Annotated in this window: 18 protein-coding genes and 1 pseudogene; 13 read left to right on the top strand and 6 right to left on the bottom strand. The window is 55.9% G+C overall.

The genetic code is table 11. The features are described 5' to 3' along the window. The first annotated feature begins 8 nt into the window (after positions 1-8). The 10 genes and pseudogenes from fliJ to rcsA all read left to right on the top strand — a co-directional run bounded on the left by fliJ (position 9) and on the right by rcsA (position 6,781). Positions 9-452, top strand: coding sequence for a flagellar export protein FliJ (gene fliJ, locus AC0TNG_RS07470; RefSeq protein WP_023312304.1), 444 nt, complete (start codon positions 9-11; stop codon positions 450-452). Then, complete coding sequence (fliK, locus tag AC0TNG_RS07465) at positions 449-1,681, top strand: flagellar hook length control protein FliK (protein ID WP_473713377.1); 1,233 nt, start codon at positions 449-451, stop codon at positions 1,679-1,681. Before fliJ ends, fliK begins: the two co-directional genes overlap by 4 nt. Before the next feature lie 106 nt (positions 1,682-1,787). Further along, entirely contained in the window at positions 1,788-2,258 is a 471-nt protein-coding gene (gene fliL / locus AC0TNG_RS07460) for a flagellar basal body-associated protein FliL (RefSeq protein WP_024909761.1), read from the top strand. Positions 2,259-2,262: 4 nt separating this feature from the next. Beyond that, positions 2,263-3,267 carry a flagellar motor switch protein FliM gene (gene fliM, locus AC0TNG_RS07455; protein ID WP_023312307.1) on the top strand — a complete coding sequence of 335 codons (1,005 nt, stop codon included), beginning with the start codon at positions 2,263-2,265 and terminating at the stop codon, positions 3,265-3,267. Further along, positions 3,264-3,677: a flagellar motor switch protein FliN gene (fliN, locus tag AC0TNG_RS07450; protein ID WP_008500318.1), complete on the top strand. Its 414-nt coding sequence runs from the start codon at positions 3,264-3,266 to the stop codon at positions 3,675-3,677. The genes fliM and fliN overlap by 4 nt, the downstream gene beginning before the upstream one ends. Positions 3,678-3,679: 2 nt before the next feature. Next, complete coding sequence (gene fliO / locus AC0TNG_RS07445; RefSeq protein WP_028016024.1) at positions 3,680-4,054, top strand: flagellar biosynthetic protein FliO; 375 nt, start codon at positions 3,680-3,682, stop codon at positions 4,052-4,054. After that, a complete protein-coding gene (gene fliP, locus AC0TNG_RS07440; RefSeq protein WP_024909733.1) occupies positions 4,054-4,791 on the top strand; it encodes a flagellar type III secretion system pore protein FliP in 738 nt (245 codons plus the stop codon). The genes fliO and fliP overlap by 1 nt, the downstream gene beginning before the upstream one ends. A 9-nt stretch (positions 4,792-4,800) precedes the next feature. Continuing rightward, positions 4,801-5,070, top strand: coding sequence for a flagellar biosynthesis protein FliQ (gene fliQ / locus AC0TNG_RS07435; RefSeq protein WP_008500315.1), 270 nt, complete (start codon positions 4,801-4,803; stop codon positions 5,068-5,070). A 7-nt stretch (positions 5,071-5,077) separates the two neighbouring features. After that, a pseudogene (gene fliR, locus AC0TNG_RS07430) lies at positions 5,078-5,870 on the top strand (flagellar biosynthetic protein FliR); the annotation flags it as partial. Positions 5,871-6,157: 287 nt separating this feature from the next. Then, the gene (rcsA, locus tag AC0TNG_RS07425; protein ID WP_008500313.1) at positions 6,158-6,781 is read left to right on the top strand and encodes a transcriptional regulator RcsA; all 624 of its coding nucleotides are present in this window, start codon (positions 6,158-6,160) and stop codon (positions 6,779-6,781) included. Positions 6,782-6,882: 101 nt separating this feature from the next. Here the strand turns inward: rcsA and dsrB are convergent, their stop codons facing one another. Continuing rightward, positions 6,883-7,071: a protein DsrB gene (gene dsrB, locus AC0TNG_RS07420; RefSeq protein ID WP_008500312.1), complete on the bottom strand. Its 189-nt coding sequence runs from the start codon at positions 7,069-7,071 to the stop codon at positions 6,883-6,885. A gap of 129 nt (positions 7,072-7,200) precedes the next feature. On the opposite strand from dsrB, the gene yodD reads away from it, so the two are divergent. Both yodD and AC0TNG_RS07410 read left to right on the top strand, forming a co-directional pair. After that, complete coding sequence (gene yodD, locus AC0TNG_RS07415) at positions 7,201-7,428, top strand: YodD family peroxide/acid resistance protein (protein WP_148769029.1); 228 nt, start codon at positions 7,201-7,203, stop codon at positions 7,426-7,428. Positions 7,429-7,728: 300 nt separating this feature from the next. Then, complete coding sequence (locus AC0TNG_RS07410) at positions 7,729-8,529, top strand: mannosyl-3-phosphoglycerate phosphatase-related protein (RefSeq protein WP_061714845.1); 801 nt, start codon at positions 7,729-7,731, stop codon at positions 8,527-8,529. Here AC0TNG_RS07410 and dgcQ read toward each other — a convergent pair. The 3 genes from dgcQ to AC0TNG_RS07395 form a co-directional block, all read right to left on the bottom strand. Then, positions 8,526-10,214 carry a cellulose biosynthesis regulator diguanylate cyclase DgcQ gene (gene dgcQ / locus AC0TNG_RS07405; protein ID WP_048990619.1) on the bottom strand — a complete coding sequence of 563 codons (1,689 nt, stop codon included), beginning with the start codon at positions 10,212-10,214 and terminating at the stop codon, positions 8,526-8,528. The two genes, AC0TNG_RS07410 and dgcQ, sit on opposite strands and share 4 nt — an antisense overlap. A gap of 73 nt (positions 10,215-10,287) precedes the next feature. Further along, a complete protein-coding gene (locus AC0TNG_RS07400; protein ID WP_023618677.1) occupies positions 10,288-10,470 on the bottom strand; it encodes a YodC family protein in 183 nt (60 codons plus the stop codon). A gap of 78 nt (positions 10,471-10,548) precedes the next feature. Further along, positions 10,549-11,460 carry a DUF808 domain-containing protein gene (locus AC0TNG_RS07395; RefSeq protein ID WP_032646386.1) on the bottom strand — a complete coding sequence of 304 codons (912 nt, stop codon included), beginning with the start codon at positions 11,458-11,460 and terminating at the stop codon, positions 10,549-10,551. A gap of 178 nt (positions 11,461-11,638) precedes the next feature. On the opposite strand from AC0TNG_RS07395, the gene yedA reads away from it, so the two are divergent. Continuing rightward, the gene (yedA, locus tag AC0TNG_RS07390; protein ID WP_157189394.1) at positions 11,639-12,553 is read left to right on the top strand and encodes a drug/metabolite exporter YedA; all 915 of its coding nucleotides are present in this window, start codon (positions 11,639-11,641) and stop codon (positions 12,551-12,553) included. Here the strand turns inward: yedA and AC0TNG_RS07385 are convergent. Next, a complete protein-coding gene (locus AC0TNG_RS07385; RefSeq protein ID WP_048990623.1) occupies positions 12,525-13,016 on the bottom strand; it encodes a very short patch repair endonuclease in 492 nt (163 codons plus the stop codon). The genes yedA and AC0TNG_RS07385 overlap by 29 nt on opposite strands. Next, positions 12,997-14,412 (bottom strand): DNA cytosine methyltransferase, encoded by a 1,416-nt coding sequence (locus tag AC0TNG_RS07380; protein WP_024909740.1) that lies wholly within the window; start codon positions 14,410-14,412, stop codon positions 12,997-12,999. Before AC0TNG_RS07380 ends, AC0TNG_RS07385 begins: the two co-directional genes overlap by 20 nt. Positions 14,413-14,433 lie beyond the last annotated feature (21 nt).

Below are 14,433 nucleotides of genomic sequence, written 5' to 3'. Positions count from 1 at the left end.
CGAAGGTCATGGCGCAAAACAGCGCGTTATCAACGCTGAAAGATCTGGCTGAAAAAGAAGTTGATGATGCCGCATTGCAGCTTGGCGCAATGCGACGCGGGTGCCAGCAGGCTGAAGAACAGTTGAAGATGTTGATCGACTATCAGCATGAATATCGCACCAACCTCAATACCGATATGACACAGGGCATTGGAAGCCAGCGCTGGATTAACTATCAGCAGTTTATCCAGACGCTGGAGAAGGCGATAGATCAGCATCGCCAGCAGCTTAACCAGTGGACCCAGAAAGTCGATACCGCGCTGAATTTCTGGCGTGAGAAGAAGCAGCGGCTGCAGGCCTGGCAGACTTTACAGGACCGACAGATCGCGGCAACGACCCTGGCGGAAAACCGTCTGGATCAGAAGAAAATGGATGAGTTTGCCCAGCGCGCATCAATGAGGAAACCGGAATGATCACACTGCAACAACTGCTGATGAGCGACAGCGACCTGTCAGGCGGCATGCAAACAGGGAAAGGCACCGACGGTGCACAGGACTTTCTCTCTCTGCTGGCGGGCGCCCTGTCGGACGCAACGGGCAAGGGCAAAGATGCGCCGCTGACCCTGGCTGACCTGAAAGCCGCCGGCAGTAAACTGTCAAAGGTGGCTCAGGACGCCAAAGGGGATACCACCCTGCAGGCCAAAATTGCCGACCTGCTCTCGCGCCAAACCGCGCTGAATGGCAATGAAACGTCGCCGATCACCTCGCTTGATACGCTGGTTTCCGGGCTGGTACCGCTGTCTAAAGGTGACGCGCTGAAGACGCTCAATGCAGCAAACAGCAAGGATGACGGCAAAAGCGAGCTGAGCGAAGAAGAACTGGCCGGATTGAGCGCCCTGATGGCGATGCTTCCGCACCAGCAAACTACCGCCTCTCGCGTGGCGGGCAGTGACGGCGTTTCGGCCACCGCAACGCTGAATTCCGCGACGCTTTCGCACAATGGTGCGGACCAACCGTCCCTGAACGCGCCTGCGGGAAGCCATGATAAAGCGCAGAATTCTACGCCTTATCAGAGCCAGGTGAAAAATCACGAACCTGCCCTGTCGGGCAACGCGCCGACAACCCCGGCCCTGGCCGCGGCGGCAGAGAAGCAGGAGCTCGCCAGTTCCTCCTCCTCAGCCTCCCCAACGGCTACCCTGGCACCGATTATGTCCAGCCATGCGACCAGTCAGACGGCCGCCACCGTCGCCACCGCGCCGGTATTAAGCCAGCCTCTGGGCACCCACGAATGGCAGCAATCCCTGAGCCAGCACATCACCCTGTTCACTAAACAGGGCCAGCAGACAGCCGAGCTGCGTCTGCACCCGGAAGATCTGGGTCAGGTGAAAATTTCGCTTAAGCTGGATGATAACCAGGCGCAGCTGCAGATGGTCTCTGCGCACAGCCATGTCCGTGCGGCGCTGGAAGCCGCGCTGCCGGTACTGCGGACCTCACTGGCGGAGAACGGCATTCAGCTTTCGCAGAGCAGCGTCAGCAGCGAGAGCTTTGCCGGGCAGCAGCAGTCCTCATCCCAGCAGCAGCACCAGGCTTCGCGTTCCGGCAACGCCGGCGGTTTTAATGAAGAGAGCGATGAACTACTGCCTGTTCCTGCTGCCCTGCAATCCGCCGCACGCGGTAACAGTGCCGTAGACATCTTCGCCTAAACGCCAGAGGTAGCGTGATTATCCCCGTCTTTTCCACGCTTTGACGACAGCAGGACACGGGATAATCACCTTATTAAGCTGTACCGAAACAGGAAGCTCGTATCAGATGACTGACTCCGCTATCACCAAAAAAAGTAAGCGCTCCATCTGGATCCCGCTGCTGGTGTTGATCACGCTCGCCGCCTGCGCCACCGCGGGCTATAGTTACTGGCGTATGCAGCAGAAACCTACCACCGCTGCAGCCAAAGCTGAAGCGCCGCCTCCGCCGGCTCCAGTTTTCTTCCCGCTGGATACCTTCACCGTCAATCTGGGTGATGCGGATCGTGTGCTTTATGTTGGCATCACGCTGCGCCTGAAAGATGAAGCCACTCGTTCACGTCTGAACGATTACCTTCCGGAAGTGCGCAGCCGCCTTCTGCTGCTGTTCTCTCGTCAGGACGCTTCGACGCTGGCCACCGATGTGGGTAAGCAAAAGCTGGTCGACGCCATTAAACAAACGCTGGCGACCCCGCTGGTAAACGGCCAACCTAAGCAGGAAGTCACTGACGTTCTGTATACAGCATTCATTCTGCGGTAACGACATGGGCGACAGTATTCTTTCTCAGGCAGAAATCGATGCGCTGCTCAACGGCGACAGCGATAACAATGATGATCCGCAACCGGGTATTGGCGGCGATAGCGATATTCGTCCCTATGACCCGAATACCCAGCGTCGCGTGGTACGTGAACGTCTGCAGGCGCTGGAGATCATTAACGAACGTTTTGCACGTCAGTTCCGTATGGGGCTGTTTAACCTGCTGCGTCGTAGCCCGGATATCACGGTCGGTGCGATCCGCATTCAGCCGTATCATGAGTTTGCCCGCAACCTGCCGGTGCCAACCAACCTTAACCTGATTCATCTGAAGCCGCTGCGCGGCACCGGTCTGGTGGTGTTTTCCCCAAGCCTGGTGTTCATCGCGGTGGATAACCTGTTCGGCGGCGACGGGCGTTTCCCGACCAAAGTAGAAGGTCGTGAATTCACCCACACCGAACAGCGCGTCATTAACCGCATGCTGAAGCTGGCGCTGGAGTCCTACAGCGACGCGTGGAAAGCGATTAACCCGCTGGAAGTGGAGTACGTCCGTTCTGAGATGCAGGTGAAATTTACCAATATCACCACCTCCCCGAACGATATCGTCGTTAACACCCCGTTCCACGTGGAGATCGGTAACCTGACCGGCGAGTTCAACATCTGCCTGCCGTTCAGCATGATCGAACCACTGCGCGAGCTGCTGGTTAACCCGCCGCTGGAGAACTCCCGCAACGAGGACCAGAACTGGCGTGAGAACCTGGTCCGCCAGGTCCAGCATTCGCAGCTTGAGCTGGTGGCGAGCTTCGCCGATATCCCGCTGCGGTTATCTCAGATCCTGAAATTACAACCCGGTGATGTTTTGCCGATAGAAAAACCCGACCGCATTATTGCCCATGTGGATGGTGTCCCCGTGCTGACAAGCCAGTACGGCACGATTAACGGTCAGTATGCGTTACGCGTTGAGCACTTGATCAACCCGATTTTGAATTCGCTGAATGAGGAACAGCCCAAATGAGTGACATGAACAATCCGTCCGATGAAAACAGCGGAGCACTGGACGATCTGTGGGCTGACGCGTTAAACGAGCAAAAAGCGACCCCGGCCAAAAGCGCAGCGGATGCCGTATTCCAGCAGCTCGGCGGCGGTGACGTCAGCGGCACGCTGCAGGACATCGACCTGATTATGGATATCCCGGTTAAGCTGACCGTTGAACTGGGACGCACCCGTATGACCATTAAAGAGCTGCTGCGCCTGACGCAGGGTTCCGTGGTGGCCCTTGACGGCCTGGCCGGTGAGCCGCTGGATATTCTGATCAACGGCTATCTGATTGCTCAGGGTGAAGTGGTGGTGGTAGCCGACAAATACGGCGTACGTATCACCGACATCATTACCCCATCTGAACGTATGCGTCGTCTGAGCCGTTAAGCATGAAAACCCAGGCAACACTATCGCAACCTTCTGCCGTTCCCGGCTCACCTCTGCTCCAGGTGAGCGGGGCGTTGTTCGGTATTATTGCCTTTATTCTTATCGCCGCCTGGCTGGCGAAGCGCTTTGGCCTGGCGGGGAAAACCGCCGGCGCCCGCGGGCTGAAGGTCAGCGCCAGCACCACCCTGGGACCACGTGAACGCGTGGTCATCGTCGAGGTGGACGATGCGCGTCTGGTTCTGGGCGTCACGGCGTCAAACATCAGCGTATTACATAAGCTGCCGCCCGCCCCTGCTGTGGTGGATGAGCGTGCAGAGGCCCCTGCGGATTTCCAGTCCGTGATGAAGAGTTTGCTTAAGCGTTCCGGGAGATCCTGATGCGCCGTTTGTTATCCCTCACGCTTGCGGGCGTTGGCCTGTTTGCTCCCGCGGTCTATGCGCAACTGCCCGGTCTGGTCTCCACCCCTCTCGCGGGCGGCGGACAAAGCTGGTCGCTTCCGGTGCAGACGCTGGTGTTCATCACCTCGCTGACGTTTATTCCGGCTATCCTGCTGATGATGACCAGCTTCACCCGCATCATCATCGTTTTTGGTCTTCTGCGAAACGCGCTGGGCACCCCTTCCGCTCCGCCAAACCAGGTTCTGCTCGGACTGGCGCTGTTTTTGACCTTTTTCATTATGTCGCCGGTGATCGATAAGATTTACACCGACGCCTATCAGCCGTTCAGCGAAGATAAAATCTCCATGCAGGAAGCGCTGGATAAAGGCGCGCAGCCGCTGCGGGAATTTATGCTGCGCCAGACGCGCGAAGCCGACCTGGCCCTCTTTGCCCGCCTGTCCAACACCGGTGAGCTGCAGGGACCGGAATCAGTGCCAATGCGTATTCTTCTGCCTGCCTATGTCACCAGCGAGCTGAAAACCGCGTTCCAGATTGGCTTTACCATCTTTATCCCGTTCCTGATTATCGACCTGGTGATCGCCAGCGTCCTGATGGCGCTCGGGATGATGATGGTGCCGCCCGCGACCATTGCCCTGCCCTTTAAGATCATGCTTTTTGTGCTGGTTGACGGCTGGCAGCTTTTGGTCAGCTCGCTGGCGCAGAGTTTCTACAGTTAAGGAACGGCAATGACACCCGAATCGGTCATGATGATGGGCACGGAGGCGATGAAAATCGCGATTGCCGTTGCCGCTCCGCTGCTGCTTGTCGCGCTGGTTACCGGTCTGATTATCAGTATTCTGCAGGCCGCCACGCAGATTAACGAAATGACGCTGTCGTTCATCCCGAAAATCATCGCCGTGTTCGTGGCGATTATCGTGGCCGGACCGTGGATGCTGAACCTGCTGCTGGACTATATGCGCAACCTGTTTACCAATCTGCCGTACATCATCGGCTGACCTGACGATGCTGCACTTCACCAGCGACCAGTGGGTTCAGTGGCTCGGCGTCTACTTCTGGCCGATGCTGCGCATCATGGCGCTGATCTCCACCGCCCCCATTCTCAGCGAGAAATCGATACCCAAGCGCGTCAAGGTGGGACTGGGCATTATCATCTCCATTATCGTCGCACCGTCTCTCCCTCCCGTGAATATTCCGATCTTCTCGGCAAATGCGGTGTGGGTCGCCCTGCAGCAGGTGATGATTGGCGTTGCCGTCGGCTTTACCATGCAGCTCGCTTTTGCCGCCGTGCGTACCGCGGGGGAACTGATTGGCCTGCAGATGGGGTTATCGTTTGCCACGTTTGTCGATCCCGGCAGTCATCTCAACATGCCCGTGCTGGCGCGCATTATCGATCTGCTCGCCATGCTGCTGTTCCTGTCGTTCAACGGCCATCTGTGGCTTATCTCCATGCTGGTGGATACGTTCCATACGCTGCCGATTGGCGAAAATCCGGTGAACAGCAACGCTTTCCTGGCGCTCACCCGCGCGGCGGGGCTGATCTTCCTGAACGGGCTGATGCTGGCGCTGCCGATCATCACCCTGCTGCTGACCGTCAACCTGGCATTAGGTTTACTGAACCGAATGGCGCCGCAGCTTTCGGTGTTTGTCATTGGTTTTCCGCTGACGCTGACGGTTGGAATTTTATTAATGTCATTACTGATGCCACTTATCGCTCCCTTCTGTGAACATTTATTCGGCGAGATATTCAACCTGTTAGCGGATATTGTCAGCGAACTGCCTCGTAAATAATAGCCCGCACTGTTGCTACTGTCTTTCTGAGGATATTCCTAAAATAAAACACGAAAAACATCTTCCAGGATATATCTGACGCGGTTTAATTGTTTCTAACCATCTCACAATACTTAATATTTACTTTACTTTAAGAAGATTCCTGGCAAATTATACGTAACTTTACGGGATAGTGAGTCCGCCTGAAAGTCTTTGTCATGCTCACAGGTTTATTATTTTTTTCCATCCCGTATGGCTGTTTTGAGCTCTCAGGCAGATGGTGAATTATCGTTACGCATTGAGTGAGGGTATGCCATGTCAACGATCATTATGGATTTATGCAGCTACACCCGGCTAGGGTTAACCGGGTACCTGGCAAGCAGAGGGGTAAGAAAGAGAGACATCAACGATGCACACACCGTTGACGAACTCGCAGCCGCTTGTGACGAACTAAAACCAGGCGTGGTGTTTATTAATGAGGACTGTTTCATTCACGATCCAGCCAACAGTCAGCACATTAAGCAAATCATTAATCAGCATCCTAAAACCCTGTTTATTGTTTTTATGGCGATCGCGAATATCCATTTCGATGAGTATTTGTTGGTCCGTAAAAATTTATTGATCAGTTCTAAATCGATTAAACCCGAGTCGCTGGATGACATTCTGGGTGATTATTTGAATAAAGAAGTTAAGAATGTAGGAGCGGTTAACTTACCCACCCTATCATTAAGCAGGACTGAATCAAGTATGCTGCGAATGTGGATGGCGGGACAAGGAACTATTCAGATCTCGGACCAGATGAATATTAAAGCGAAAACCGTTTCGTCACACAAAGGAAATATTAAACGGAAAATTAAAACGCATAATAAGCAAGTGATCTACCACGTGGTACGCCTGACCGATAATGTGACGAACGGGATTTTCGTCAACATGCGTTAGTCGCTTAAGACCCTGTGCACCCTACCTTTGATCTCTGGCCTGGCCAGAGATTTTTGCTTCTATGAGGTTGTCGGGCACGCGCTGTGCTACCCGACGCCGTGCTAGTCAGCTTTCTCAACAAAAATGCCGTCCGGATGCCCCAGTTCGTTAAAAAACCAAATGCCGAGCGGGTAGTCTTCCAGTGATACCAGGTACATTGTACCTTCGCTAAACTCTTCAATTGCCAGCACCACGCCCGGGCGGCGTGGCCCACCGTCCGTTTTAACCGTTACCCGATCGTTGACCTTCATACATTCCTCCTCTGGTTTTGAGCCAGTGTAGAACAAAACGCAAAAACACACATCGCCGCCCGGCGTGAATGGCGTTTTTATCTACAGTCTATACTTAGCGATGGACCCGGCTGAATGAGGAACCCCGCAATGAAGACCGATAAAGAGTACAGCGACACCATCAAGCGCGAAGTCGAGGTGGATGTCGATGCCCTGCTGGCCGCCATCAATGAGATCAGTGAGTCAGAAGTCCGCAGGACGGACGACAATTCGGACCACGTCATTGTTAACGGAAGGGATTATCACACCTATCGTGAGCTGGCCGAGGCCTTCGAGCTTGATATTCACGACTTTAGCGTGTCTGAAGCCAATCGGTAAGGCGAAAAAAATCCCGGTCATGGGGATGACCGGGATCAAAACTTGCTTATGCAAGAAGCACTTGAAAATTCGTTACACCAGGAAATCTGATGTACACGCCACACTATCCCCAACGAATTTGTCTGACAAGCATATATTCTTATGATGAATATAATATTTTTAACATAATGCTTTTTGTTATGAGCAATAACATACGCCGAATGCGGGTTTGCCAGGGACTGTTCCCATTTCTCCTGTTAACACTTCGGTTATTTTTTAGGAATTTTCTTAGAGCGAAGCGCAGCTATCACGGGAGTCACTATGCCTTCACTGCGGGATACCTTGCTGATTTTTTCTGACCTGGATGGCTCGTTGCTGGATATTCATACCTATGAGTGGCAGCCCGCAATGCCCTGGCTGGACAGGCTACTGGATAATCAGATACCGGTCATTCTCTGCAGCAGCAAGACCGCGGCAGAGATGCTGGATATCCAGCAGGATCTGGGTCTGGAAGGCCTGCCTTTTATTGCCGAGAACGGCGCGGTAATTCAGCCTGACGTGCGTTGGGAGAAGGTTCAGCGCCAGATCAGGGGGATGACGCACCGGGATATTCGCCCGCGGGTCGAACACATTCGCCTGCAGACGGGCTTTAAGTTCACCACCTTTGACGACGTGGACGATCGCGTTATTAGCGAGTGGACCGGACTGACGCGCTACCGTTCGGCGCTTGCCCGCAAGCATGAAGCATCCGTCACGCTCATCTGGCGCGATACCGACGAGAAACTGGTTCAGTTTGAAGAGCAGCTGGCGCACAGCGGTCTGAAATGCCTGCAGGGAGCGCGCTTCTGGCATATTCTGGACGGCCGCTGCGGTAAGGACGTGGCGGTTAACTGGCTGATTGCGCAGTACCGCGAGCAGGAAGAGATCGAACCCACCACGCTGGGGCTCGGCGACGGCCCTAATGATGCACCGTTGCTCGACAGCGTTGACTTCGCGGTGGTCATCAAGGGTATTAACCGCCAGGGCATCACGCTACGGGACGATAACCCCGGGCGGGTTTATCACACCCGGCAGCCCGGCCCCGCGGGCTGGCAGGAGGGACTGGATCACTTCCTGTCCTAATCCCGCCAGACGACCCGATTACGGCCGCACTGTTTGGCCTGATACAGCCGGGCATCCGCCACGGACTGCAGCTGTTCAAACTCGTAGTTACCCGCTTCATCCGCGCTGCTGACCCCCAGCGATGCGCTGATGCGCAGAGTCGTGCTCTTCTTCACCAGGATCTCCTTGCTGTCGATCCGGCAGCGAATGCGCTCGGCGACGCCTCTCGCCTCTTCCAGACCGATCCCCGGCAGAACAACGCAAAACTCTTCCCCGCCTACACGCCCTGCCACATCATTTTTGCGTAGCGCGCTGGCAATCAGTCCTGCTGTATGCGATAGCACCTTATCACCGGCCTGATGGCCGAAACGGTCGTTGATGTTCTTAAAATGGTCGAGATCGATCTGAATCACCGAGAACGGCAGCGACTGCTGGCGACAGGTTTCCGCCAGCAATTTTGCGCGATCGAACAGCGCGCCGCGGTTATTCAGCCGGGTAAGCGGGTCATGCCAGGCCTGCCACTGGAGCGAGTGCTGAAGCGTGTACATGTTACTCACCATCCGACGGATCACCAACCATGAGATCAACAGCATGGCGGTAAAGAGCGCCCACAGCAGCGCCAGAACGATGCTGATACTGCCGAAGTCGTCCTGCACTCCTTCGTGCAGGGTGTGGATCCGCAGGACAACGCCATCGAAGTGATCGAGCCGCTCCCAGCTAACGAAACGGCTACCGAGGCGGATCCCGCCGCCGGTAGCGTGCTCAATCGCCTGCGCAATCTGCGCCGTTTCGCGTTCGTCAAAATGGTTAACCGCGTTTTCCGCGTGGGCTGAGGTGGCAATCATATTGAGCCGGGTATCGTACAGCTGATACTCCCCCTCCGTTCGATCTTCCGTCGCATCGGCCAGCAGACGCTGCATCGTGCTCAACGTAAAATCCATCGCCACGACGCCATACCAGTAATGATCGAAATAGATGGGAACGCTGGCGGTGATCGTACGTTCATCATTGGTCCAGGATGAAGGGGTAGAGATAAACCAGCGCACCGCGCGAGCGCGATTGTTCCGTTCCGACTGCTGGGTAAACCAGGACTGCGTGACCAGATGATAATAGCGGGAGGTAATATCACCCGCCTGGTCCGGCGTATCCGTGGAAACGAAAAATCCGGCGCGGGACACGTAGATCACGCGCGCTTCCGTTTGCGCTCTCGATGACGCCAGCCTGAGCAGATACCCTACTTCGAGCGCGGCAGAAATTTCGTGGCTGATGCGCTCGGCGTCACGATTCAGAAGCGTGGTTTTTTCGACGAACGCGTCCGAAACGCCATTAATGGGAAGGGTGCGTTTTTTATCAACGGCAAGCTGCCAGGTGGGGAGCGTGCGGACGGTGTTAAAGCGTGACACCGCGTTCTGTAATGCATCAAATGCCAGCGGCGTCTGGATTGCATCACGCATGCCCTGACGGAACAACAGCATCCTGTCCACGCTGTTCTGTAACTGCCTGTCCAGCGAACTGGCCACCGTATCCAGATGGTTGCGCTGGCTGGAGATATACGCCTCTTCGAGGACCACCACCTCACGCCAGGTCAGAAGCGTGGAAAACACCAAAACGACCAGAAAACAGAGATTAACAATCAACCCCGGATTGCTACGCTTATGCAGCCATTGCAAAAATGATTGTCTTACAACAAAGGTATCGCGCTGCACACACACTCCATGATGACGGCCTTACACCCGGTACGTGAGATAAAAACGCCCGGCAAAGCCGGGCGTTATGTGATTAAGCCTTGTCCCGCTGGTGCTGCCCGTCCCCCGGCTGAAGCTCATCTTCACGAAAAGCTTCCCGCTTGATGCTATAGCCATCGTGCCACCGACATTCCACCATTCCGCTGGAATACCCGGTGACAATCATACGTGGGCCGCCCTTCTTAGGCTTAACTTCATCACTGACCAAAAAGACCATACCTGCCTCCTGTATCAGGGTGAAACTGTTTCAATTTAGACGAGGAATGGTCTTTTTGCATCCCACAACGGGTAACAATTAGTGCGACGTGCCGCGTATTTTTTCAACCAGCTTGACCGCCGCGACCACGATAGCGCCAATGATAAAGCCCAGCACCAGATTCAGCAGCGTGGGCAGAATCGCCGCGACAACGGCACCCTGCGTCGAGGAAAAATGTTCGATAGCATGGTGCAGCGGCGCAATGCCGTGAACCACGATCCCGCCGCCCACGAGGAACATCGCCAGCGTGCCCACTACCGACAAACTCTTCATCAGCCACGGAGCCAGCACCAGCAGGCTTTTGCCGATGCCTCTTGCTACCGCGCTCGACTTTTCTTCCAGCCAGTAGCCGATATCATCCAGCTTCACGATCAGTCCCACCAGGCCGTACACGCCTACGGTGACCAGAATGGCGATGCCGGAGAGGATAAGAACCTGATTCAGGAGCGGTGCGTCGGACACGATGCCCAGCGTAATGGCGACAATCTCCGCGGACAGGATAAAGTCGGTCCGAATGGCACCTTTGACCTTATCGCGTTCGAAGGTTTTCGGATCCTGCGCGGCCAGCGCTTCAAGACGCTGCTGGCGCACCTCCGGCGTATCGCTCTGCTTGCGCGCGCTAAAGGAGTGCAGAACCTTCTCAACGCCCTCGAAGCAGAGAAATGCCCCGCCAATCATCAGTAACGGCGTGATGGCCCAGGGAATGAATGCGCTGATCAGCAGCGCCAGCGGCACCAGAATCACCTTATTCAGGAAGGAGCCTTTTGCTACGCCCCACACCACCGGCAGTTCACGGTTTGCCCTCACCCCACTCACCTGCTGGGCGTTAAGCGATAAATCATCTCCCAGCACGCCTGCGGTTTTCTTCGCCGCCAGTTTTCCCATCACTGAAATGTCATCCAGTAAGGTGGCAATATCATCCAGCAATGTTAATAAGCTACTTCCTGCCAAAATCTTAATCCTTCATTTTTTGGTAATTAAGTGAATAGTATGGAGCAAAAGCGCCAACCCGGAAACAGGCACCTGACGTCAACAAAAAATTCACATCCGCTACACAATTAAAGGGCTCGCCAGCGCGATAGTTTTCGCGTTTACTATCAGCGAACTTTTTATTTCGTCGTGAGGGATTATGCGTTTCCGGCAACTGCTACCGCTCATCGGGGCACTCTTTTCGCTGTACATCATCTGGGGTTCAACCTACTTTGTCATTCGCATCGGCGTGGAAAGCTGGCCGCCGCTGATGATGGCGGGCATTCGCTTCCTCTCGGCGGGCATCCTGCTACTGGCCTTCCTGCTGCTGCGCGGGCATAAGCTCCCCCCACTGCGCCCGATGCTGAACGCCGCCCTGATCGGCCTGCTGCTGCTGGCGGTGGGTAACGGGTTTGTGACGATTGCCGAGCACCAGAAGGTCCCGTCCGGGATCGCCGCCGTGGTCGTTGCCACCGTACCGCTGTTTACCCTCTGCTTTAGCCGCCTTTTCGGTATCCGCACCCGCAAGCTGGAATGGCTGGGGATCGGTATTGGCCTGGCCGGCATTGTTCTGCTCAACAGTGGCGGTAACCTGAGCGGGAATCCGTGGGGCGCGGTGATTATCCTGATTGGCTCGATGAGCTGGGCGTTTGGTTCCGTCTACGGTTCGCGTATCGAACTGCCGACCGGCATGATGGCAGGCGCGATAGAGATGCTCGCCGCGGGGATTGTCCTGCTGCTGGCCTCCGCGCTGACGGGAGAAACGCTGACCGCGCTGCCGGACCTGTCGGGCTTTCTCGCGGTAGGGTATCTGGCGCTGTTTGGCTCTATCATCGCCATTAATGCCTATATGTTCCTGATCCGCAACGTCTCCCCGGCTGTCGCCACCAGCTACGCCTACGTCAACCCGGTCGTGGCCGTGCTGCTCGGGACGGGACTGGGGGGAGAAACGCTCTCACCTGTGGAATGGATTGCTCTTGGGATCATCGTATTTGCCGTCGTGCTGGTCACGCTGGGCAAATACTTGCTGCCGGCAAAACCGGTGGTCACCCCTTGCGAGGTTGAGAAACCGTAAGCAGGTGAATGCCCTGCGTGTCGATCTGCGCGGTCTGGCCGCCGCCGCAGATCCACTCTTCCAGCCGTTCGCTCAGATCGGCATCGTTCAGCTTTAATCTGCCTCTCAGCGCACACTCCCAGACGATCAGCACCCGCCAGCCCTGCGCCAGCAGCGTGGTCAGATCCCGCTTGTCGCGCTCGACGTTCTTGCCAATCTTATCCAGCCAGAAATCGGTGCGCGTCGCCGGGACTTTAAACAGATAGCAGTCATGATGGTGCCAGAAACAGCCGTGGGTAAAGATGATGCACTGCCAGGCGTCGATGACGAAATCCGGCCGGCCCGCAAGCGCGGGATCCTGCACGCGGAAGTCAAAGCCCGCCTGCGTCAGCAGCCCGGCCAGTCGCTTTTCGATGGCGGTGTCACGCGTGCCGATGGCACGCATGTTTTTGCTGCGCGTCGCCTTATCGTGAACATCCGTCATTGACGGCCTCACCCTGACGGAGCGCCACCGCCTGTCTGATGCGCGAGGCCAGCAGTTTGGCCACAGCGGCGAACGCGGGAACCACCACCGAATTACCAAACTGGCGGTACGCCTGGGTATCCGAGACCGGAATGCGGAAGCGATAACCCTGCGGCGTTTCAAAGCCCATCAGCCGGGCGCATTCGCGGGGCGTTAAGCGTCGCGGACGGTGACGCTGATTGTGCGGATCGTCAAAATCTTTTTCACCCAGCGCCTTGTCCCACCCTCTGTCGATCAGGATTTCCGCGCCGTCTTTGTAGTAGCGAGCAGACAGCGTGCGGGTCACGCTGTGCGGATCGTTCGGGTTTACCATCCCAAAACCGAAGCCGTTACCCTTTGCCTGATGTTTCTTGGCATAGCGGTAGAGGTATTTCCACAACACCGGGGTAAGGATAAATTTCGCGTCAACGACGGGTTCCAGCAGGTCGGCCACGGTGGGACGCCGCTCGGGATACAAAGACGGGATATCCCGCAGGGTAAAATCCCCCTTGAGATTGAGATCGCGGCGGAAACCCACCAGCACGATACGTTCGCGATGCTGGGGCAGGAAATGTTTCCCATCAATGATTTTGGGATCGTCCGCGCCCATGTCCTGTGAATCGGCCACGTCATAACCCAGCTCATCCAGCGTTTGCATGATAATGCGGAAGGTTTTCCCTCCGTCGTGGCTTTTTAAGTTTTTGACGTTTTCCAGTACAAAAATGGCCGGACGACGGGCGTCAATGATGCGCGCCACGTCAAAAAACAGCGTTCCCTGGGTATCGCAGGCGAAACCGTGGGCGCGTCCAAGCGCATTCTTTTTGGAGACGCCAGCCAGCGAGAAAGGCTGACACGGGAAGCCAGCCAGCAGCACATCATGCGCCGGGATCGTCTGACGAATGTGTTCGGCGGCCTGTTCATCGCTCACGCCGCTTTTATGGCTCAGGGTGACATCGCGGATATCCGCGTTGAAATGATGCTCGTGCGGATCGCAGTACCAGTTGGCCTTGTAGGTCCGCACGGCGTGCTTGTTCCACTCGCTGGTAAACACGCACTGTCCACCGATGGCTTCAAAACCATGACGAATGCCGCCGATACCGGCAAACAGATCGATAAAGCGGAAGGCATAGTTCGGGTGCGCGGCAGAAGGACGCGGAAGCAGATTTTGCAGATAACGAAACTCGCCTTCACTCAGGCGACGCCCTGCGCGGTCGCTGGTCAGCAGACGTTTAAGGATCGCCGGGCTCCAGTGGCTCTCGCCGTGCGCCACCAGCAGACTGGCCAGCGTTTTAGCATCATAGATATCCAACAGCTGGCGCAGTAAGGCCTGCACCGTTGCCGTTGATTTCTCAGCCTGCGCGGGCGCGGGCTCTGTCACTGATCGATTTTCCTGCATTCT

This window comes from Enterobacter sp. PL_is514 (genome assembly GCF_055816715.1).
This window is presented reverse-complemented; position numbering and strand designations above follow the sequence as displayed.